Origin of the sequence: Neoakkermansia glycaniphila, from assembly GCF_001683795.1 — a bacterium.
GTDB classification, from domain to species: domain Bacteria; phylum Verrucomicrobiota; class Verrucomicrobiia; order Verrucomicrobiales; family Akkermansiaceae; genus Akkermansia; species Akkermansia glycaniphila.
The window spans coordinates 16,807-38,243 of sequence record NZ_LIGX01000038.1 but is presented as its reverse complement, the minus strand read 5'-3'; the positions used below and the strand labels follow the sequence as shown (position 1 = coordinate 38,243).

General features: G+C 58.5%; 14 protein-coding genes. 9 read left to right on the top strand and 5 right to left on the bottom strand.

What is annotated here, in order from left to right; genetic code table 11:
• The first annotated feature begins 1 nt into the window (after nucleotide 1).
• The 7 genes from AC781_RS10675 to AC781_RS10645 all read left to right on the top strand — a co-directional run bounded on the left by AC781_RS10675 (nucleotide 2) and on the right by AC781_RS10645 (nucleotide 2,852).
• Nucleotides 2-247 carry a hypothetical protein gene (locus tag AC781_RS10675; RefSeq protein ID WP_067777557.1) on the top strand — a complete coding sequence of 82 codons (246 nt, stop codon included), beginning with the start codon at nucleotides 2-4 and terminating at the stop codon, nucleotides 245-247.
• 122 nt (nucleotides 248-369) lie between these two features.
• Nucleotides 370-600 (top strand): hypothetical protein, encoded by a 231-nt coding sequence (locus tag AC781_RS13800; protein ID WP_156850336.1) that lies wholly within the window; start codon nucleotides 370-372, stop codon nucleotides 598-600.
• Nucleotides 597-890 (top strand): hypothetical protein, encoded by a 294-nt coding sequence (locus AC781_RS10665; RefSeq protein WP_067777555.1) that lies wholly within the window; start codon nucleotides 597-599, stop codon nucleotides 888-890. Before AC781_RS13800 ends, AC781_RS10665 begins: the two co-directional genes overlap by 4 nt.
• A 46-nt stretch (nucleotides 891-936) precedes the next feature.
• Nucleotides 937-1,182 (top strand): hypothetical protein, encoded by a 246-nt coding sequence (locus tag AC781_RS10660; RefSeq protein ID WP_067777554.1) that lies wholly within the window; start codon nucleotides 937-939, stop codon nucleotides 1,180-1,182.
• 45 nt (nucleotides 1,183-1,227) lie between these two features.
• Nucleotides 1,228-1,746, top strand: a complete 519-nt coding sequence (locus tag AC781_RS10655) for a host-nuclease inhibitor Gam family protein (protein ID WP_067777553.1) — start codon at nucleotides 1,228-1,230, stop codon at nucleotides 1,744-1,746.
• Between the two features lie 7 nt (nucleotides 1,747-1,753).
• A complete protein-coding gene (locus tag AC781_RS10650; RefSeq protein ID WP_067777552.1) occupies nucleotides 1,754-2,221 on the top strand; it encodes a hypothetical protein in 468 nt (155 codons plus the stop codon).
• Between the two features lie 58 nt (nucleotides 2,222-2,279).
• Nucleotides 2,280-2,852, top strand: coding sequence for a hypothetical protein (locus tag AC781_RS10645; RefSeq protein WP_067777551.1), 573 nt, complete (start codon nucleotides 2,280-2,282; stop codon nucleotides 2,850-2,852).
• Between the two features lie 204 nt (nucleotides 2,853-3,056).
• Here AC781_RS10645 and AC781_RS10640 read toward each other — a convergent pair whose 3' ends face one another.
• The 5 genes from AC781_RS10640 to AC781_RS13795 all read right to left on the bottom strand — a co-directional run bounded on the left by AC781_RS10640 (nucleotide 3,057) and on the right by AC781_RS13795 (nucleotide 16,849).
• Nucleotides 3,057-3,482, bottom strand: coding sequence for a hypothetical protein (locus AC781_RS10640; RefSeq protein WP_141675889.1), 426 nt, complete (start codon nucleotides 3,480-3,482; stop codon nucleotides 3,057-3,059).
• A gap of 353 nt (nucleotides 3,483-3,835) precedes the next feature.
• The gene (locus AC781_RS10635; protein WP_067777549.1) at nucleotides 3,836-11,692 is read right to left on the bottom strand and encodes a hypothetical protein; all 7,857 of its coding nucleotides are present in this window, start codon (nucleotides 11,690-11,692) and stop codon (nucleotides 3,836-3,838) included.
• A gap of 389 nt (nucleotides 11,693-12,081) precedes the next feature.
• Entirely contained in the window at nucleotides 12,082-12,663 is a 582-nt protein-coding gene (locus AC781_RS14370) for a sugar O-acetyltransferase (protein ID WP_067777560.1), read from the bottom strand.
• A 22-nt stretch (nucleotides 12,664-12,685) separates the two neighbouring features.
• A complete protein-coding gene (gene mpl, locus AC781_RS10625; protein WP_067777548.1) occupies nucleotides 12,686-14,095 on the bottom strand; it encodes a UDP-N-acetylmuramate:L-alanyl-gamma-D-glutamyl-meso-diaminopimelate ligase in 1,410 nt (469 codons plus the stop codon).
• Between the two features lie 111 nt (nucleotides 14,096-14,206).
• Nucleotides 14,207-16,849: a CapA family protein gene (locus AC781_RS13795; protein ID WP_067777547.1), complete on the bottom strand. Its 2,643-nt coding sequence runs from the start codon at nucleotides 16,847-16,849 to the stop codon at nucleotides 14,207-14,209.
• Nucleotides 16,850-17,097: 248 nt separating this feature from the next.
• On the opposite strand from AC781_RS13795, the gene AC781_RS10615 reads away from it, so the two are divergent.
• Nucleotides 17,098-19,857, top strand: a complete 2,760-nt coding sequence (locus tag AC781_RS10615; RefSeq protein WP_067777546.1) for a hypothetical protein — start codon at nucleotides 17,098-17,100, stop codon at nucleotides 19,855-19,857.
• 582 nt (nucleotides 19,858-20,439) lie between these two features.
• The gene (locus tag AC781_RS10610; protein ID WP_067777545.1) at nucleotides 20,440-21,261 is read left to right on the top strand and encodes a hypothetical protein; all 822 of its coding nucleotides are present in this window, start codon (nucleotides 20,440-20,442) and stop codon (nucleotides 21,259-21,261) included.
• Nucleotides 21,262-21,437 lie beyond the last annotated feature (176 nt).

Genomic DNA, 21,437 nt, shown 5'->3' with positions numbered 1-21,437 from the left:
CATGGACAAACCGCATTATCCGCTTTCGACCTATGCAGCCATTACGGCCATGCACGCCGGGCACGTCGTCGCCCACTACGATGTGATGATGGGCGTGGAAGTCTGGATGCGCCAGACGGGACACCGCTACGCCTTCTGCTACGCCGCCATCACCAACTGGGCGGCCGCCACCTACATCCAATGCGCCAATGCCTGGCGCGTGGTACCTCCCTCCGAAATCCCGAATGATTACCAATTCGAATCATGAACACACACCCATTACAAAAAAGACGGACCGCGATCCGGCGCCAATGCTCCACTGTGGACCTACTGAGGCCGGAACCGCGCCATAAATGTTTCAACTGCTTTCATCTGGCGGCTGGATATTTGATGAGCGCCGCCCTGTGCGACGAACCATGCCTCTATCTGTGTATGCGATTCCTGCGGGATATGCCGCATCAGGATATGTTTTACCAGACTCGCTGCCCCAAATACCGCCGCCTGCTGTGCGATCATTTGCTGCAAGTAGTGACGCTGTCTCCCCATCCGGGACGGGATGGCGAATACGTCGTCACACCCGGTTCTCCATGGGCCCCGAAAGAGCAAGGAGGTGAGGCATGATTGACAATGCGCCAGAAGCCAACCGATGGGCAGCCGCGGAGATTAACAGGGCGCTGGTCGCGCTTCGACTGTCTCCCTACTGCAATGCCGAACCGACCACTCAACCCGGTGTTGTCAATATTGCCTACGGTCCCGAGCCAGCATTGCTCAAGCCGCACCAGGCTAATGTTGATGCCCTGATGTTCGCCCGGTACCTGAGTACTCACTTGCCGAGTCCGGAGATTATCGTCGCGCTGCTTGACCGCAAGCGTGCCGCGCAGCCTCACCCTCCAACCGCCATCTTCGACTAGACAATCTTCAACTACCCACACCAAACAACACACAAAGACCAAAAAAATGGAAACAGAAAACGACACTAAAAAAATGATGCAGGATAAGATGGAATACTACGCCGCTGAAGCGCGGTTCGTGTATTTGCGCGATGCCACTGACTCCGCCTTGGAAGACGGTAAGTCTCCCGATGAGGCTTATACGGGGTTCCTCAATCTCTCCTCCGAGGAGCAGAGTCGATGGATTGAGGTTGCCAAGCACCTCAACAGCCTCTTTTGCCAATTCTGCGCGGAGATTGTAAATAGGGCGTAACGCGATTCCCCAACTACCCATTACCATTTCACTATTCGATAGACGATGACCACCACCAATACCAGAAATACCGGCATTGCCGATGACCAGCAATTCACGGATACCGTGAACAGGATCGCCCGCCTGAACGTGCGCATCAACAGCCGTACGGCCGAGATGGACAAAGCCATGCAAAAGGCGCGTGAACCTCATGAAGAAAAAATCAACAGGCTGACTGAGGACCGGGACGCGCTGATTGCCCTGGCCGAATCTTACGCTGTTCGCCACCGGGCGAGGCTGATCGGCCTGAAAAAGAAGAGCGGTTCCACGGAACTGGCCACATTCGGATTCCGCACCGGGAAGCGAAGGCTGGAACTTGTCAAAGACAACACGTGGGAACTTGTCTGCACCCGGCTCCAGAGCAACGGGCATGACGACTGCGTGCGAACGGTCACGGAAGTGCAGAAGGATCGCGTCTTGTCCGGCCTGTCTCCGGAAGAGATGATCGCCTGCGGAGTCGTCGCCGCCCAGGCAGAAAGCTTCTGGGTCAAGGCGAAGGATAATGCGATTGACGAAAACAACTGACCTGTGCATGAACAGAAACCAACAAACGAAAATGACGATGAAAAACACGGACGAAAAAACATGTAAACAGGTAAGCGAGATACAGGATAATATCAAATTTGCTGATGAGGCGATAGGCCTGATCCGCACGTCTCTTCCCGATTTACAGGATGCAGCGCATGCGCTTTGTCACGCAAGCGGCGATCTGCATCACGATGCATCTATGGTTCATTATGCGATCAACCTCCTGTCTGCGGTGGCTGTCCCATCTATCAATAGGCATAAGGCGCATATCGCCGCCATGCTTACTATGTGCGTGTCAGGCTACCGAGCCACAGACGGCATGCCCATCATGGCCGTCGGCCTCAAGCGAGAGGGGGTCACGCAGGTGGCAGTTGATGATATGGGGATTCCTATTTATAGGTTTGACTCCGATATGGCACGACATCAACAAAAGACAGGGGAGCTTCCGGACAAATCATCGCCCGGTGCCTGACCCATGCATGCTCCGTGCATGGATGGTACGCGGAGCATGCTTACCCACTTTTTTGAATATGGCTACGAAATTATCAGAGCGGCAACGGAAATCCCTGTTCGCGGTATCCCGCAAGGCATGGAATCAGATAGCCGGTACCGGCGCGTATGGTTCCTATGAAGAATTCCGGCGCACATTGTCGACACAGCATTGCGGGCAGGACTCCTTCACGCAGCTTTCCAATAGCGACTATGGACGGCTCTATGATGCCTTTGCCGGAATTGCAGGCGAAGCCAATCCCGCCAAATCCTACCAGACATACACGCCCCATGCCAAAGCGGTTCACTTCCTGAAGGATGCAATCATGCGTTTCGAGCTGCCGCTGGTCTACATGGCGAAACTGATCCGCGACAAGTTCCACATCACGATCGAGGCAGGATGGACGTTGGACGACATGTGCGCCATGCTGAAACCTGGCCAAGTCTGGCAACTCGTCTACACCGTCAACAACCGAGGCCGCGCCAAAGTACGCCGCGAGATCGACGCTCTGGGATTGGACGAACCCCCGATCGAACACCACGCCACACAACCCAGCGTTCCTCCCGAACGCCTGGCCGATCATTTCAACATCCGTGGCCCCGGAAAACGCTAAACAGCCTGCAACAAGCCGCCGCCGAGCACCAAAAATGCACGGCGGCGTTCTTTTGCCCGTATTCGTCGCTACGTCTAAACTACATGTCAACTCCGGTGTTTTTACAGGTCTTCATCTCAAATACGCATTTGCCCCGGATCGCACCCGCCAGCCCCGTGTTTTCAAGGCTTTTAACCCATATCTAAGGTAATCTCACCCCTAGTGTCACTGATCATTGGTCGCACCACCCGAACGGGTAGATGTGCCGATGGTGAAGTAATCACCCCACACGGTGCTATTCGTCGGTTTGATCCACATCGATACGGTAAAACCGTCCTGATACGTCAGACCGATACCGTTTGCATTCGAAATCTTGGGATAGGTGCCCGTGTTGGAGGCATTATAGGAAGTTCCGAATTTTCCTCCATTCGACGCCGTCGTATAATTCAAGTACTGCGTTCCCGTCTTCCCCAACGACTGGATGCCGGGATTTTTGGCCCCGGCCGAAAGCGCACTATTGGACAAATCAACCCCGCCGGCATTGGGAGCCAGATCAAAATCCCAAAGATACTTGAGGCGATCTTCCAAACGTTCACCTGCATGTGCCACGGCGACCATGCACGTTAAGGATAAAAAGAGTGTTTTCAACATAATCAATGTAATATAAAGGAAGTTACCATTCAGACGATTTTCTCCGCCACGAAAGAAACTGCATTTTACCGGATTGCATATCCGTTGTCAATATGTAATTGCAACATGCATTTATTCAATAGATTATGATTATTACGTGTTTTTTGCAAAGTGATAAAAGCACCAAAATTTTGTCTATGTTATTTTATGTGAAGCACGAACATGGAAACGGATATGCAATCCGCTACCAATAAATACGCTGCGATTATAATGGTATAAATAATTCTTTTTGTGCACAAGCAAAAGCCGGAGGGGAAAAATCCCCTCCGGCTCTGCCGTTGCGTGGTTGCGGTCGGTTGGTTCGCGCCGTTCCTTTAGAAGTTGTAGCGGTAGCCGATTCCTCCGCTTACTTCCGTGCTCCGGCTGCGCGCATCAAGGTTGATTTCCATGAAGATGCTGCTTTGCAGTTCGACCGGTATCGTGAGTCCGAGGCCTACTTCCACTCCCGTGCTTCCGGGTTTGATTCCTTCTACCGTGCGTTTGTACCCTTTCGCGTCCGCAAAGGCTACGTCCGCTTCTACCTGCCGGTCTCCTATGTCCTGCAGGAGCAGGGCCCGCGCTTCGAGGGTGGCCGTGCGGTTGAAGAGGTTTTGCCCGACGGAGGCGATGTAGCGGCCGCCCACTCCTACCGTGCCGTAGGTGGTGTCCATGTTTTCGACGCTGAGGTTGGCGTTGCCCGCTCCCGTTTCCGTGTAGCCTTTCATGCGCGCGCTGTTGAGGCTGGCGTTGAAGAGGGGCTGGACGAGGGATTTGTAGTCGGTGTCCAGCGCGATGTCGTAGGCGAGTTCGTACATGGCGCCGAAGCTGCTGCCGTCCGTGGTGCCGCTGGTTTTGTACTGGCCGGCGCCGTAGTTGACGGTGCGGTCGAGGTCGGCTTTCGCGGTGCCGCCCGTGAGGATGCCGACGTGGGACCATTTGCCGCTCTGTCCGCGGAGGTAGAGGCTGGCGAGGTAGCTGTCGACATGTCCGCTGGCGGTGTCCGCCCCGGTGGCGGTGAGTTTGCCGTAGTTGGCGGTGAAGGCGACGCCGAGGGTGATGTGGCGGCTGATGTCGCTGTCAGCTCCGATGGTGCCGCCCCAGCTGCTGAGTTTGTAGCCGGGCTGGTCTCCGTTCTGCGAGATGTCGCTGTTGGCTCCGTTGAAGCTGGCCCAGGCGTTCCAGTAGGGGAGGTCCTGCTGGACGACAGAGGGGTCGATTCCCATGGTGACGGTGCGGTTGCGGATGGCTCGCATGTTGCGTTCCTGGGTGCCGAGCTGCGCCGCGTTGAGGGTGGTGACCGTGGCCCCTGCAGCCGCCGCCATGATGGTGTTGGCTGCCGCTTTGCCCGATGCCGTGTTCTGGTTGATCTGGTTGTCGAGTTCCGTCATCAGTCTGGAGAGGTTGCTGTCTGCAGCCGTCGCCTGCGGGTTGACCGTGACCAGCATGTTGTCCAGCAGGGCGCCGCCGGCACGTCCGTTGACGGTCGTGGCTTCATGGACGTAGAAGCCGCGCGTGTTGGCGGAGGTGGTGAGGACGAGTTTGCCGTTTTTGACGTGGACGGTGGAGAGGTTCGCATCAAAGTATTTGCTGAAGAGTTTGTCGTAGGAGATGGTGTAGTTGCCGTCTCCCGTCAGGACGACTCCGTCGGCCAGGGTGATGTCGATGGGCATGCTGCCGTTGATGATGCTTTGGTTGCTCGCTGCAGAGAAGCTGAAGCGGGCTCCGTCCGATACGTTCAGGACACCGGTGTTGCTGATGAGGGGGCTGTCGCTGTTGGGGAAGAGTCCGGCCGCCGCCGTGTTGACGATGAAGCCGAGGGTGCCGCCCGCTGCGATGGAGCCGCCGTCGATGCGAAGCTGGTTGTTCTGTCCGTTGCCGTTGGCTCCGTTCAGGATGACTGTGCCGCCCTGCCCGATGTTGACCTGGCGGTAGCTGGCGTTGCCTCCGGCGTAGTTCAGGGCGATCGTGCCGCTTCCCGTGGCGGTCAGTGCGGTTTCAAGGCCGCCCGTGCCGTTGATGGCGAGGGTGCCGTTCGTGTTGGCCAGGGTGCCGCTGTAGTTGTGCAGGTCGCCCTCGATCGTGCCTCCGGCCGTGGTGGTGACGTCGCCGGTGCCCGTGAGGCTGCTGCCCGCGGCCATTTGGAGGCCGCGTACGGTGGCGGAGCTGCCGTCTGCAAGGTCAAGGCCGGTGGAGGCGGCGAGGTTCAGGGAGAGTCCCCGGATGCTGCTGTCCGCGGCCAGCATGAGCGAGCCGTTCCGGATGTCGAGGTTGCCGGTGTTGTCGCTGCTCGCGAGGCTGCCGGTGTACATCGATGCCTGCGGCAGGGCCAGGATCATGGTGGCGTTGTCGGCCACGTCGATGGAGCCGTTGGATCCGGCGGCAAGTCCGTTTACCGTGAGGGTGCTGCGGTTGCCTCCGATTTCCATGCGGCCGCCCTGCAGGTCCAGCGTGCCGAGGGTGGTGCGGCTTTGCGCTCCCGTGGCGGCGAAGGTGCCGTGCGCATCCACCTGCAGCGCCGAGATGTCGTTGGTTTTGCCTGCACCCGTCAGGGCGAGTTTGCCTTCTTTGACTTGAAGCAGGCTGTTGCTGCCAATCGTGACGTTGCCGCCGATGCCGAGGCCGTATGTTCCGTCTTTGACCAGTTTCGTGTCGGTGGCGGTGAGGTTGCCGAGGTAGGTGGTGTCCGATGTGCCGTTGCGCAGGGTGACGAGCGTCTGTTCGCCCGCGACGCTGCTCTGCAAGGTGAGCGTGGCCGTGCGGCTGGCTTCGCCGTTGCCGTACATTTGGTTGATGACGAGGCCGTCCGTTTTGTCGGCAGGCGCCGTGCCCGGCAGGTCGATGAGCATGTCATGGTCCATCTGGACGGCGGTGAAGCCGTCCAGGCTCTGATAGGTTGCGAGCGTGTAGGCGTCCGGCTGCGTCAAGGCTCCGTCCACGGAAGCCACGAAGACCGTGTTCAGGCGGGCGGTGAAGTTGATGTTGCCGCCCTGGATCTGCGTGTCCGCGACTTTGAGAGACATCGAGTTGCCGAAGACGATGTCGCCGATGTTCGCCGTCAGCGTTCCGTTCGTGGCAAACAGGCTGACTGTGGCCGAGTCGTTGCCGATGGCCGTTTTCAGCGCTGCCACGAGTTCGTCGGAGAGGTTGGCGGTGAAGGCGCCGTTGACAGTGAGGTTCGCTCCCGTGACGATGCTTTTCGCGGTGTCCGCACCTGCGCCGTTGATGCTGGCCGTTCCGGTGCCGAAGGTCAGGAAGGCCGTGTTCAGCGTTGCCGTACCCGTCAGGCCCGTGATGCGCGCTCCGCCGTTCGTGGTGCGGAGCGATGTGATTTTGGCGGCGTCCATGCCTCCGAAGTTCGTCGTCAGCGCACGGGCCACGTTGATGTGGACCTGTCCGATCGTTCCAGTCGCTCCCGTGATGTTGCCTCCCGTGACGGTGAGGGCGCCCATGTCGATCCCGTTCAGGTTCAGGCTGCCCGTGCCGTTCGTGCCGCCCGTCATGGCGATGGCGGTGGCGTTGTCCACCGTGCCGTTCAGGTCGCCCGAAGAGAGGGTGAGCGTGTGCGCTCCGCTCAGGCGGGAGGTGTCCGTCATGACAAGGTTGTTCATCGTGGCGTTCGCGTTGAGCTGGAGGCCCGTGCCGGCTCCGAGCGCGACATCCGTCGCTCCCAGTGTGCCGATGAAGGTGCCCGTGCCCGCGAGGTTGAGCGTGCTGCCCGCTACCTGTGCAATGGTGCCGGCCAGAGTGGCGTTGCCATCCGTGCTGAGCGTGGCGTTGCCCGTCATGGTGAGTTTGCCCGTGTAGGTGCTGGCGGCAGCTCCGAAGGTGAGGGTGCCCCCGTTGACGGTGGCATCGTAGCCGACGGCCGCATTGCGGTCGGTGAGCGTGCCCGTGAGGGTCATGGTTTTGTCGCCCAGCGCCAGCGTGAAGCCGTTGGCGAAGGTGGTGGTGCCCGTGAGGTTGAGGGCGCTCGCCGTGCCGTTGAGGGTGATGCTGCCGCTGTAGGTGGTGGCGCCTGCCAGTTCCAGTACGCCGTCAGTGGCGGTGATGGCGGCGGTCGTGAGCGCCGTCTGGCTGAGTTTGAGGGTGCCGGCTCCGCTCTTGGTGATGGCGGTGGTGCCCAGGTACTCGGTCCATGTGACGATGCCTGCCGCCTGCGAGATGTCGATGTGCGCGGCGGTGGAGCCCGCGGCCAGCGTCAGGTTGCCCGAGAGGATGTCGTCTTCCCAGCCCGAGGCGTTCGCCCCGTATTTCAGCGTCGCCCCATCGCTCATGGTGACGGTGCCCGTGCCCAGCGCTCCCGCCGTCCGGATTTCCGTCGTACCATCCCGAAGTTCTACATTCGCAAAGTGGTTGTTCACTCCTACAACCAAAGTGCCAGCACCGTTCTTCACCAATGACCCAGTCGTCGTGAAGCCGGAATCACCAATAATTTCATATGTGTTCTGAGCAGACATATTGACGAGAATATCTCTTACACTCAATCCACCGGGGTTGATTTGGAGCGTCGTCGCAGCCGCCGCTGCAAAAGCCGAATCCGCGAATACGATTCGATCGTTTGCCGTCGGCGCACCCGTGTGCCCGGACGGTACGATCCAAGCATCGGCCAAAGATGCATCGGCCGATGAGCCACGCCACCCGTAGGCATCCTGGAAATTCGGATCCACCTGAAGCCACAGTTCGCCGTTTGCCAGATATTCCAGCGTGTAGGATACGTCTGTCGTCGAGGCAGCTACGGTCACCATGGCATCCGTCAGCGCACCGCCGTCCCACAGGGCCACTTTGATGTGGTCACCGATGGTGAAGTCGGTCACTCCATTGAAATCAACGACCGTACCTGCCGGAGCATCCCCCCGGATATTCCAGAAGTTGTCGGCGCTCGTAAAGTAAATGGTGCCCGTATGCGTCACATTCCTCGTATTGAGAGTTATATGGGGAGCAAGAGTGATCCCTCCGGTAGAGGCGCCGCCCGTGCCGGCCGTCAAGACGGAATTGCTGTCTGTAATACGGATCGGATTCGCCACCGTAAACGCAGCCATATCCAGCGTGCCGCCGGAAAGTATGATCGAACTCGCACCGAACGCCGTGGCACTCCCTGCGATAAGGGTTCCGTTTCGGATCACCGTATCGCCCGTATAATCGCTCGCTCCATTGTTGCCGGACCCGGAAAGCCGCACACTGCCGCCGCCATCCATGACGATGCTTCCTTCGCCTGTGATTTTTGTCTCCCAATCATTCACGCTGCCCGCAACGTAAGTATCGCCCGTCGAAAACAGGAGTACGGCATCTGCCCCCAATGTTGTATCGAACGCCCACGTGGCTCCGGCACTGCGTGTCATCGTACCAGCATCCAGAGTACCCCGGCCGCTCACTGTCAAATGGGCTCCGCTTGCCGTCGTGTCGCTTGACGTGATGCGGCCCAGTTTCATATTCGCACCGTCCGCCAAGGCAAATGTTTTTGTGCCTCCGTCGTACAGGCTTTCTGTAAAGCTGACATCCGACGCCACATTGAATGTTTGATCGCTGCCCAATGTCAACCTTCCGGCAAATGTCAAGGCGCCGCTGCCGGCAGCTCCCAGCGTCACGGCACTCGTGCCTGAGACTGCTACATTGGCATTGATCGTACGCGCCGCCGCATCGCTCCGCAGCGTGGAATTGTTGTTCAGGGTAATATCGCCCGTGCCAAGAGTGCCGGCTCCCGCCAGTTGCAACGTGGTATTTGCCGCAATGGTCGTATTGCCGGTATAGGTGTTGGTTCCGGTAAACGTTACCGTCTGGCCGCTGCGATTCACCGTCACGCTTCCGGTGCCGCTGATGGCTCCGCCGTACGTTTCGTCGGCAGTGGTTCCACCGATGGTAAGGCTCGTATTGGTTCCCTGCAAGACCAAATCGCCCTGGAACATGGTACCGGTCACCGACAGCGACATCGCCGCCGTGCTGCCCGCACCGTCGAGCGTCAGAATCCCCGTATAGCCCGCATTGTCGCCGCTTAACGTCAAGGCACCCGTACAGGCAGCGTTCGCCCCGGTGAAGGAAGAAACATCCCTGGTGATGGTGAACGCTCCGCTGCCCGACAAAACACCCGATAAGGTGGCTGCACGGGCCGCATTGTTATTAAAGAACATGCTGAATACGCCGCCGCCATCTGCAATATTGATGGACATCGGCATGGTCCAGTTCCCCTGATTGTTTCTCCAAGCCGTACCATCAACCGTCATGCCGGCAAAACCCGTCGCCATGGAGCCGTTGTCAAGAGTGACCGAACCACCCCAGTTATGCGCAGCAATGGCCAATGAAGATCCTCCGGTAACGATCCAGTTCAAGTTCGACAGGTTGGATCCCGTATCCATCTGAACGCGACCTCCTCCGGCCACGGTAATGACAGTACCCGGATTTGTCGCCGAGATGGTCGCTGCACCTGCCGGTGCGCCTATGCGCAGTGTTTTGCCCGCTGCGAGATCCCATGTCTGGGATGCCGTCAATCCAACGGTGCCGGTCATGAATACGTACCCGGCAGCATCATTGCCCACGCTCAGCCCACCCGCACCCAAAGAAAGTGCGCCATTGAATCTCGTGTTGCCTCCCGAGACGACAAGGCGGCCATCCGTACATGTGATCGCATTGCTCAGGATCATTGACGCGGCCGTATCGAACACAAGCGACCCGCCTGTCACCGATACTGCTCCGGTACCCCATCCACCCGTATGCCGCACGACCAACGAGCCCCCGCTTACCGATATGGCACCGGTGCCCAATGCGCCTGACTGCTGCACGATCAACGTACCGCCGCTTACCGTGGTACCGCCTCCATAATCATTGGTCAAATTCAAAGTCAACGACCCTGCTCCGACCCTCAATGCCGTATTGCTCCCCGTCAGCTTGCCTCCTCCGGCATCCGCCACGAAGGTGTAATCGCCGCCTGCCACATGGATCGAAGGCGAGCCGATATCGCCGCTCAGTATGACCGTGCCTGCCCCTTGTGCGGAGAATGTGACATGGTCGTCGGCATGGAAGTAATCGGCGGCACTGCCATTCAGCCAGTTCTGATTGGAATTATTATCGATGTCCCAGGTCATACTGCCCGGCGAGCCGTTCCAGACAAGATCGATCGCAGCCACATTCGCAATCAGAGACTGCGCCGTCGAAGAAGACCAGTCGACGGTCGTGCGGCCGGATAAACCGGTCACCTGAAATTGCGCGGCATCGTAACTCAGCGTCCCGGTCGTCGTCAGCAGGATGTAGGATCCGTCTGCAACGCCCGGAGCAAGATGGATGACTTGCCCCGTAGCCAGCGTGACATTCGCCGAACCAAAATCCAGCGTTCCAAGCGATGTTCCCTGCCATGAGAGAGTTCCGGCCAGATTTACGGTTTCCGTTCCGGCGGCGATTGTTCCTCCCTGTGCGCCGACATTCAGCGCATTGGCAATGGCGGCAGGGATGGCGTCAAACTCCAATCTTCCGCCGTTCAAGGTAATGGCGCCCGTGCCCAGCGTCGTGGCATCCTTGACGCGCAGAGTGGATGCATCGCTGACGAACCAGCCGGAAGAGAGTGGCGCGCCCGTCACGCTGGACTGATTGAAAGCGGCAGTCGCCCCCGACGAGTTGACATAAAATGTACCGCCTCCATATACATAGATGTTCCCCATGTCCGTTCTTCCGGCGGTCGTATTATTGGTCAGATACTTGTTGAAGGTCAACGTCTGGCCGGCTGCAATGCTCACATCCAGATTGCTCCACAAATTCATGGCGACAAAACTGCCGTTGAATGACGTCGAATAGCGCAGATCCAGCAAACAGGTCGTCCTCCCGTCTACAACGGAGCCTCCCGTGAAGTTCGCCACACGCGTTGCATTGTTGGCGTTTATGGCATAACCTGAACCGGACACAACCATGCCGCCGATCGTGAAATGCGTTATATTCGAATTGCCGTAATCCACACTGAGAGTTTTATTGGCGGGCTCTTCCCCCAAAAGCATGATATTGGCATAAGGATTGGCTGTATTGCCTATCCTGAAACCTGCCGCCGTACCTGCAGAGTTGACCGCCGGATCCCAGTTCGCCGCTGTACCTACCGAAGAGTTATTACCCAGCCACGTATGGGTAGTCCCATGGGCAAGGTTGCAAGTCAGGGAGAGAGTCAGTTGGGCGGCAAGAATTGCCTTGCGCCATGCTGTGGGGATATGCAATTTCATAGTTACTTTTATTAATTAGCAATTCGCGCGCTTGGTATCAAGTAAATAGATGATATCGCAAAAGACGTCTCATGGCAATCAAACAATTACAATTGAGATTGCATAATATTGAGAAACAAATCCATCCCATAAATTGTTAGCTTTTATTATGAGCGATTAATATTACCATTAAAAGCATAAGGGAAACGTGTACCCCATAGTTGAAAACATCCGTATATACAATTAGGATTGCATCTCTGGTCTACTTGTGGTCTTTTGACGGCAAGGGCGAAATTTCCGGACGCAAAGGCAGGACCTGCCGGATAACAAACGAATATGCATTTCTGCCCATTGAAGAGCCGTACATACCGCCAATCCCCCTGTTCCACAGGCGGAATTTGCATTCCCGTTCAACGATTCGCACGGACAACGCAGCAGGGGTTGCCGAACGCCACCGTGTTCGACGGGATGGAATGCGTGACCACGCTCCCCGCGCCGATCACGACATTGTCCCCGATCGTCACGCCGGGCAGTATCATCGCACCGCCCCCGATCCACACATTCTTGCCGATCACGACCGGCGCCGTAAGCGTCTTGCAAAAGGCGAACCCTTCGCCGGAGGATTCACCGAACCTGTCCGCCGCATTCGTCGGATGGAAGGCGGTGTAAATCTGCACGTTCGGCGCAATCAACGCATGGTCGCCGATCTCGATGCGGTTGCAATCGAGAAAGGTACAGTTCATATTGATCTCGCAGTGATCGCCGAGGTGGATATTCTCCCCGTAGTCCACATAAAAGGGCGCCGTGATCCAGCTATGCGCACCCCGGCTGCCCAGAAGCCGCGCAAGCACGCGTTCCCGGCCTTCCAAATCGGCAGAGGCGAGATTGTTGTACTCGCGGGCCAGATCCTTCGCTTCATGCCACCGGCGCATCAGCTCGGCATCGCCGCAATCGTACAGCTCGCCGGCCAGCATCTTTTCACGCTCGGTCATCATGGCGGCCTTCCTTTCCCTTCTAGTCTTTCTTCCTGTTCTTGAACGCCTCGAGCAGCTTGCCGTGAATACCGTCGAAACCGCCGTTGCTCATCACAAGCACCACATCGCCCGGCTGGGCCTCGGCCTGAATATGCTTCACGATGGCGGGCACATCCTGCCCGATGAAAACCTGGCGGCCGAGAGCTTCCAGATCCTTGCCGAGCTTGTCGATATCCAGCTGGTCTTCCTTGCTGATCTTCTCCTTGTTCTCCAGAGCGGAGACGACGGGCCTGTCCGCCGTGGCCAGCGCAAGAGCCAGCTCATTCTGGAAAATCTTCCGCATCGTCGTATTGGAACGGGGCTCGAACACGCCCCAGATGCGCGCTCCGGGATAGCGCTGCCGCAACCCCGTCACCGCGTGCTTGATGGCGGTGGGATGGTGCGCGAAATCGTCCACCACGGTGATACCGTCCTCCTCGCCGCGCACCTGCTGGCGGCGGGCTACGCCTTCGAACCTGCGAAGGCTCTCGGCGACGACCTCCTGGGGAATGCCTGCAAACCGCGCCGCCGTAATGGCCATCGAAGCATTGCGCACGTTGAACTCGCCGATCATCGGCAGTTCATAGAGATAGCCTTCCAGCTTCCACGTACAGCCTTCGGGCTTGTATTCCACATCGGAAATTCGGATGTCGGCATCCTTCGAGAAACCGAGCGTCTGAACCGGGCAGGGTACGGGCTTGCCGTCCTCGCCGGGGCGGGTCAGGTCGAGGCAATTCGGATCGTCCGCATTCACGAGGGCAAGGCCATTGCGGGGGACGACTCGCAGCAGGTGGCGGAAACTCCTCTTGATTTCCTCGACGTTGTTGTAAATATCCGCGTGGTCGAACTCGATATTGTTAACGATCACGACCTCCGGCAGATAATGCAGGAACTTGGAACGCTTGTCGAAAAAGGCGGTATCGTACTCATCGCCCTCCAGCACGCAGAACTCGGAATCCGTGAACCTCCCGCCGCGCTTCAGATTATTGGCGATGCCGCCGATCATGAAGCTGGGATCCTTCCCGGTGTACTCCATGATCCATGCGAGCATGGAAGTCGTCGTCGTCTTGCCATGGGTGCCGGTCACCACATAGTTTTTCTTGCCGCGCAGGAAATGCTCCTTCATCACCTCCGGCAGCGACACATAGTAAAGCTTCCGCTCCAGCACGGCCTCCACCTCGAGATTGCCCCGGCTCATCGCATTGCCCACGACGATCACATCGGCCTCCGCCGGAATGTTGGAAGCGGCGTAGCCGTCGAACATGCGAATGTTTTCGGCAGCGAGGAAGTCGGACATCGGAGGATAGATCTTCGCATCCGATCCGGTCACGGTGTAGCCCTTGCGGGCCATGGCTGCCGCCACGGCGCCCATCGCCGTACCGCAGATTCCGAGAAAATGAAAATGTTGCATATAAAAAGATTCCCTTGATTATTGGCGCATGCCGGGCTTCACACTCCCGCCCGGACCGGGAAATCATACGGCAGTTGCCCTTCAAAATCAAGAGAGTTTTCCCCTTTTCGGCTACCCGGATGCAGATTTATCCGAAGCCCCGTTCCCGGCGGCAGGCCGCGCCTTCCCTCCGGCAGGCAAAGGCACGAAACGCCAGGTGCGGTCGCCACGCCCGCGCAGCTCCACCTCCCCATACCCGCGAGCCGAAAACCCCGGCACCGGGCCTCGAGCCTCAAAGCGGGCATTGCCCAGAGAAGGAAAGACAATACAGCCCCCCACCGTATCCGGTGCCTGAAGAACATGCGGATGCGAGCCGAAAACCACATCCGCCCCCGCCGCTGCCAGCCAGCGCGACCACACATGCTGCGCCTCGCTGAGCTTCTCCGTATTCTCCCGGCCCCAATGAACCAGCACCATGCAATAATCCACATGCCGCCGCCACGTCCGCATACTGCCCAGCAACAGCCCGGCATCCTGCGGCAGGCGGGCCGCATGCACGCCCGGCAGGGGTGCATTCATCGCCTCGTCGTGGGCGACTCCCCAAACGGCAAACGACTTCCCGCGCCGCACGCCGATCCACGGCTGCACGGCCTCCTCCCTGCTCCTCCCGATACCCACGCAGCCGATTCCGGCACGCTCCAGCTCCTCCTTCGCCCGCAGGGCTCCGCTCGCGCCTCCGTCTTCCGCATGATTGTTCGCCAGCGAAACCACATGCAGCCCCGCCTGCCGCAGCAGGGGCGCAAGCGCACCCGGTTTCGCCCGGAAGGAGAACGAACGCTTCGGCGGAACCTCGCCCGCCGCTTCCTCCACGCTCCCCTCCAAATTCCCGACGACAAGATCTCCCCGGCCTGCCGCAGTCGCCAGCTCCGCCCACCGGGCATCATCCCCCGCAGGCGAAATATCCCCGAAAGCCGCCACCCGCACGGAGCGGCCTTCCCGCTTCAGCGTCCACAGACCGTAACCCGCCCTCGGATACTTGCGCTCGAACTCGGCCCGCGTCAGCAACTCCGGGAATCCGGACAAATGATGCACCAGCACATCTTCCGCGCCGAAGCTGCCGAGCGGCGGCCTGTCCTCCCACAGCGCGGACACATGATTGCCCGCATGGTACACGACCCCGCGCCGCACATCCTCAGCCGAAACGGCCACGCGGCTGCCGGGCTCCAGCTGCAGGCCCAGCGGCTCCATGCACGCCTTGAGCTGCTCGGGATTCGACCACGGCACCGCCTTCCCCGCACGCCGCCAGGCATAAGCCATATAATTCGCGCAATCGTTCCCGTAGCCGCTCTCCGCCACGGCCAGCCCCCGCTCACGCTCCATCCCCGCGCCGAACATGTACGGCGTACCGAGCTGCTCCGCCAGCCCCGCATGAAAACCTTCCCCCTCCGTCACGGCCACGCAGACAACCGGACTTTCCCACACACGCCCATCCTGCTCCGCACGCACCTTCCACCACGAACGCCCGGCGCCCGCCCCCTGCCGCCATACGGCGGAAGCCAGCAGCGGATCATCCGTCTGCGCCACCTGCCGTGCATGCCATACCGCCGCCCGGAACGTCCCCCCGGAAAAATACCTGCCGGAAGCCATCGAAGGCACCAGATTCGCCACCTCCCTCTCCGGCTCCAGCCGGAACCACGTCACCCGTGCATCCGCACCGAACGCCCCCTCCACCTGCAAAGCCGCCTCCGCTCCCCGGTCCAGCCTCCACACCCCATCGGGCGACCTCAGCCGCCCCTGCACGCCCAGCTCAAGCGGAGCATCCGCCTGCTCGTCCAGCAGGGCATCCCATTCCTCCCTCCGCTCCGCCACATCGTACTGAGCCCTCTCCGCCCGGAGCAAAGCCAGCAGGGAAGCCGGGGCCTTCTTCATCTCCAGCCGGGGCACGGGCTTCCCCAGCTTGGCAAAACTCTCTGCCTGCAGGGAAGCATCCGGCCCCTCCGGCATCAACGGCTCGAAGGAAACATGCGCCGGATGTGTCGCCAGAGCCAGCCGCAACGCCTCCTCCAGCAGCGCGAACGCCCTCGCATCATCCGGCTGCCAGGGGCGCGACACGCAAATGCTCACCGCCCGCAAATCGTGCAGCGCCAGCACGCGCGACCACGCCGCCCGCAGCTCCGCCACAGGATCGGCGGACGAAGCGAACGAATCCAGATCGATCGTCGCCAGCCACGGCATATCGCCCGCAGCGGGCAGCTCCTCCCACGACCGAACCACCCGGAAACGGCCGCCCAGCTCCGGGCCGCGCCGCTCGTCCAGCTCCGCACGCCCATCCAGATAATCGGCGGCATCCTTCTGCAAAGACTCCGCTCCCGCCGCCGCCACGAGAGCCGGGGGAGGCATCCAGTACACCTCCGCCACGGGGGCGGGCATCAGCGGCTCGATCCAGTTATAGGCCTGAATCCGCCCCTCCCGCCGCCAACCGGCCAGCCGTTCATGCCGCTGCGCCAGATTGGCGACGCGGCGCACGCCTTCGCGCAAATCATCCGAATACTTCACCCCGTTCGCATCGCAGTGCGCATCAATCAGCAGCAGGCGGTGCGGCGACTCCAAATCCGCATTCTCGGCGAAAAAGGCGAAACTCCCCGCATGATTATCCTCCACATGAATACGCACCGGCTGCGCCATGCACACCGGCACCGCCGCACACACAACGAACGCCACGCACCGGAGACGCCAAACGGCATATTTCAGGAAGAAAGGGGCCACGAAAGGCATGGATGGAATTAACGCCCGGCGGCTATGCCTTGTCAAGGCAAATACTGTCGGCACGTCCGGCAGCCGGCACACTTCCTTCAAAGCGCCGCCACCGGGCAGCGCAGCATGCCTTCCCGGGCGCAAAGGGCACGAACAATTATTTTACATCGTTTTATCTGTTGGCTTTTATATAGTTATATTTCCTGTTACACTTCTGTTACAAAGAATGCACTTTACATGATTCATGTTAGCATGTAATCGTATGGTAAATGTATTCCTTCGTTAGACAACTCCTCTTCCTCCTCGCTCTCGCAGCAGTCCTTCCGCTGCAGGCGCAAAGCCCTCCGCCCGAGCGCCCCGAAACATGGCCGCCGCACTTCGTCTCCCTCACCCCCGACCTCCTCTATGAAGTCGAACCCTCCGACTACATCGCCGATCCCGCCACGCTGGACGGAGCCCAGCTCTTCTACGCCCCCGTGCAGGGAGACGATCCCGTGGCGTCGCTGCAGGGCGCGGCCGTTCTCCTCGTCCGGCCCTACAATACGGTGGAGCGGCAGGAGGAGCCTTTGCGAGAGTGGGAATGCGTCTGGGGAACCCTCGACCACCTGTACCATCAGGACGTTCCCCTCTTCTGGAAACGGCCCTCTACGGCCTTCTACTCCTGCACCCACCCCACCCGGTCCATCAAGAAGCCGGACGGCACTCCGGACTGGAAGGTGCAGGTCGATTTCGTCGACTGGACCCGGGGTATGCGGCCATGGCAGCAGGTGCTTTCCCGGTATTATGCGGGTCTTGCGGACAAGCCTTTGTCCGCCCTCGGCCTGTTTACGAATGGGAATTATCCCGAAGACAAGTTGATGGATGTGTTGAACGGCTCTTCCGGCCTCTCCAAGGCCGATGTGAGCAATGCGCTTCTTGCCCGGTTTCAGTTCAAGGGGGAGAAGTATCCGCGCAGAAGCAGGGCCTATTACCCTTTGGTGGATGCTCTGCAGCGCAATACGGCTGTTCACGATTTCCGGGATTTGACGATTCCCGCATCGAATGGCAAGCGGAAGCTTGAGCTGTGGGAGCAGATGCTGAATCGCAGGGTGCCGGGCGGAACAGTGCGTTCCGAGTGGGTGGCAAGCCAATGGCTGCAACGGGCAAATGCCGGCAGCAGGTCGCCGTTCGTCCACTGGTGGATGTCGGATTGGCTGGCGTTCTCGGAGGGTGCGACGCCGGGGGATGCCGGAGCCGTCGTCTGGGAGGAAGAGTTCGTGAAAACGCTCAACGAGACGGCAGGTGCATACGACGGCTTGTTGTGCCTGAAGGATGCGGAGAGAATGAAGAAGGATTTCATCAAGAAGATGTTGCTGCCGAAGTCCGTGCAGGATCACCCGGTTCCCGGCAAGTTTGCCAGTCCGCCCCGGACGAATGCCGTGCCGTTTTCCCAAACCGCCGTGTACGCCGGAGCCTTGAAGGAAGCGAAGGTCGATCCGAACAAGGATGCCGGGACGCCCCCTTTCGTCCATCTCGTCCCCTTTGCCGCCAAGGTGCATCAGAAAAATACGCCTGAGGACGGCAACACCGCCGCACTTGCCAAGGCCGTGATTTTGTCAGACGGGCGGGCGACGCGACGAGATGGGGATTTTGTCGTTCTTGCCATCGCCTGCGACTGGAAGGACCGGTCGTCTGCCGACGATGGGATTACCGTGACGAAGACATACCAGTCCAACGCCACTCTGGAGCAGGATCTCCAGCAGCGCGTCGATCGTGCGGAATACAGCCGCATCGCCCGCAGTTACTACACCTTCCGCACCGACGCACAAACGCAGGAAGCCTCCTACGCATGGCAGGGGGCCGACTCCGGTGTGCGGCTGGAAGAAAACGCCCTGCAATCCCCCGCCGCCTTCCGCGCGGGAGCCTCCGGCCTCAAGTACCGCCTCCTCGTCGCCGTGAGGGAGGATGTCGATGGGGAATGGTCGCTGATGGCGGAGCCGGAGCCGATGAAAGGTGAGCTGCTTGACGAAGGAACGTACTATGCCTATACGAAGGAGAATCTGGCGAGGACAGTGAGACAGGTCGGCCGGCGTTCCCTGGGGAGGTCGATTACCTTTTCCTCTCCGGAAAAGCCGGGGCGCTACTTCCTCTATGAAGTGGACGTGGTGCAGGATTACGCCTTGACACCAAGCATCCGCTACGGGAACATGAAGCATGTGTGGGTCTTGCGCCGAGGAGAACACCGCCGATATACGGATCGTACGGAGATGACGGAAGTCTATACCATTTACGGGGATTCCACCTGGCCGAAGAGCGGAGCCATCGCGGACATGGCGACTCCCTACGGCAATGCCGTGCTGGTGTGGGAAGATGCGCTGAAGGTGATGTGCCGCGCCTATATGGCGGACCGCAATACGTACAGGAACGAGGCGACGCTGAAGCCGCCCGCCAATGCGTTTTTCCATTTGGCGACGTATCCGGTGGGGCCGGGGTACCCGTCCCGGGACTGGACGTATCAGAGCAGAAGGGTATATCGCTCGAATTACAGTGGACAGGCGGTTCCGTATACAAAAGAGAACAACCAGTGGCAGCCGTCCGGGGGAGAGGTGCTGATCGTGTTCGATGTGGTGAGGCTGGTCGGGGATGTGTTGTCCAAGCACGGAGCCGATGATCCGAAGGCGATGTGTCTGGAGGCGGCCAGTATGACGGCGGTGCTGCCCCGTATTTGCGGTTTCCGCGAGTGTGTGGAGATTTATTGGGCTGCAAAAAGGATTGATGAAGTAAACGGCATGCCAAGCACCATTGAGGGACATTACTTTAACGTTCTGAATAACAGAGTGTATGATGTTACGCCATATTTTATAGATGAACGTAATCCTGCCAATAATATAAAAGAAGACCAAATGCGGTTTAATAATGATCAATATCAGGCTCCATATCTTGATACGGACATCCGTGTCTATATGCAGCGAAAAGGATTCAATAATAACCTTTTGAGAAAGGTGTGTACCAAGGTCAGGTTGGAACCTATTGCTCCCTTAAACCAATAAGCAATTTCACTATATATCAATCATATGAAAACCATATTTCTATTAACCATTTTTTTAACGTTTTTTACGCATGCAGATGAAATCATCTCCATTAAAGAACTGAAAGATATTCCTTGGCCGAATGATAAATCGGAACCCGGCGATTTAAGAGCTGATCCTCAATGCCAAAAAAGGCTTCATGGCGCTAAGATTGGAGCATTGATTATCAATGCTCGAGATGCCGCATACGATGTAGAAGGCAACTGTATTTTTAAATGGTCGTTGATGAAAAATCCATCTCCTGAAATCTTGTTTGCGACAAGAATGTATCAGCGTATTACCCATTCCTTGGGGTGCACTCGACAGGATTTGGCGCAAGTCATCCGAAAAGGTGATGTTATCGTCGTTCTTGATCCTACGGACAAACAAGAGCAACCAAAGCCCACCAAATTCTATCTTTCAGAATATTATCGCGGGAATTACGGTGTCCAGATCAAAGCGTATGGACAGCAGCCTCTAGGTCCATTCGGGAGTGGAGGCCGCCCGCTCCTCGATCTCGACCCCTACTGGCCGACACCCATCCCACGCCCCTCCAACGAGGAAATGGAAAAAATCTGCGCCGCCATCCTCGACATCGCCAGCGGCAAGGTCGAACCCAAACGCGACCTCGAAGAACTCGCCCGCCGTGAAGCCCTTTACAACAAACGAGCGAAGGAATACCGGGAAGAGAAAGAACAACACCTGCCCATGCGCGCCACGCAGGAATGGAACAAACGGCAGGAACAGGAACCGCGACAATTTGCCCCCATCTTCTGGGACAACGCCAACTACGGCAAAGGAATCGAACAGCTCCTCAAGCTCGAACCGCTCCCCGAACGCAACACCATCCCCAACATCAACACGGGCGTCGGCTGCGAACCCTTCCTTGCCGAACTCATCCAAAAAGGCTTCCAGCTCACCGCTCGCAAAGGCGGCAACTACCTGATGACCGCTACACTCAAAGACAAGAAAACATCCATCCGCTACTGCATCTACCACGCCTTCAACCCCACTGAAGCACGGCAAACACTCTTCGCCTGGAACATGTATGCGGATGAACGAGGCACACCCCGCATCGTCGAGAAACCCGGCGACTTCACCATGCAGGCGGCCATCGACAACATGAACGTCCGGCCCGGATGGGTCGGAGACTTCGACCTCTGCACCAAACCGCGCTTCAACTGGGAAGGCAGCCTCGTGGAAGGCAGCGAGAAATCGGCCGTCTATTTCATGAGGGGCAACACGGCAGCCTACTTCATCGCAGACAACCCGTCCTACGACGTCCGTCCCCTCGCCCGCATGCTTGACGAGCAGTTGAAGAAGGGAGTGGAGCAAGCGGCCAAAACACCCGCCGACCACACGAAACCACCCACGGACAAACGGTAATAGTAACAGACTGCCGGGGTCTCCATGTATACAGGAGATTATTATCTATACCTTCAACACATGAAAACCATATTTCTATTAACCATTTTTTTAACGTTTTTTACACGTGCAGATGAAATCATCTCCATTAAAGAACTGAAAGATATTCCTTGGCCCAACAATAAGCGTGAACGTGG

Excerpts from the sequence above, each read along its gene's own strand:
- AC781_RS10655 (WP_067777553.1), top strand. The coding sequence starts at position 1,228 with ATGACCACCACCAATACCAGAAATACCGGCATTGCCGATGACCAGCAA.
- AC781_RS10660 (WP_067777554.1), top strand. The coding sequence starts at position 937 with ATGGAAACAGAAAACGACACTAAAAAAATGATGCAGGATAAGATGGAA.
- AC781_RS10635 (WP_067777549.1), bottom strand. The coding sequence starts at position 11,692 with ATGAAATTGCATATCCCCACAGCATGGCGCAAGGCAATTCTTGCCGCC.
- AC781_RS14370 (WP_067777560.1), bottom strand. The coding sequence starts at position 12,663 with ATGACCGAGCGTGAAAAGATGCTGGCCGGCGAGCTGTACGATTGCGGC.
- AC781_RS10650 (WP_067777552.1), top strand. The coding sequence starts at position 1,754 with ATGAACAGAAACCAACAAACGAAAATGACGATGAAAAACACGGACGAA.
- AC781_RS10615 (WP_067777546.1), top strand. The coding sequence starts at position 17,098 with ATGTATTCCTTCGTTAGACAACTCCTCTTCCTCCTCGCTCTCGCAGCA.
- AC781_RS10610 (WP_067777545.1), top strand. The coding sequence starts at position 20,440 with ATGGAAAAAATCTGCGCCGCCATCCTCGACATCGCCAGCGGCAAGGTC.
- AC781_RS10675 (WP_067777557.1), top strand. The coding sequence starts at position 2 with ATGGACAAACCGCATTATCCGCTTTCGACCTATGCAGCCATTACGGCC.
- AC781_RS10665 (WP_067777555.1), top strand. The coding sequence starts at position 597 with ATGATTGACAATGCGCCAGAAGCCAACCGATGGGCAGCCGCGGAGATT.
- AC781_RS13795 (WP_067777547.1), bottom strand. The coding sequence starts at position 16,849 with ATGCCTTTCGTGGCCCCTTTCTTCCTGAAATATGCCGTTTGGCGTCTC.
- AC781_RS10645 (WP_067777551.1), top strand. The coding sequence starts at position 2,280 with ATGGCTACGAAATTATCAGAGCGGCAACGGAAATCCCTGTTCGCGGTA.
- AC781_RS10640 (WP_141675889.1), bottom strand. The coding sequence starts at position 3,482 with ATGTTGAAAACACTCTTTTTATCCTTAACGTGCATGGTCGCCGTGGCA.
- mpl (WP_067777548.1), bottom strand. The coding sequence starts at position 14,095 with ATGCAACATTTTCATTTTCTCGGAATCTGCGGTACGGCGATGGGCGCC.
- AC781_RS13800 (WP_156850336.1), top strand. The coding sequence starts at position 370 with ATGAGCGCCGCCCTGTGCGACGAACCATGCCTCTATCTGTGTATGCGA.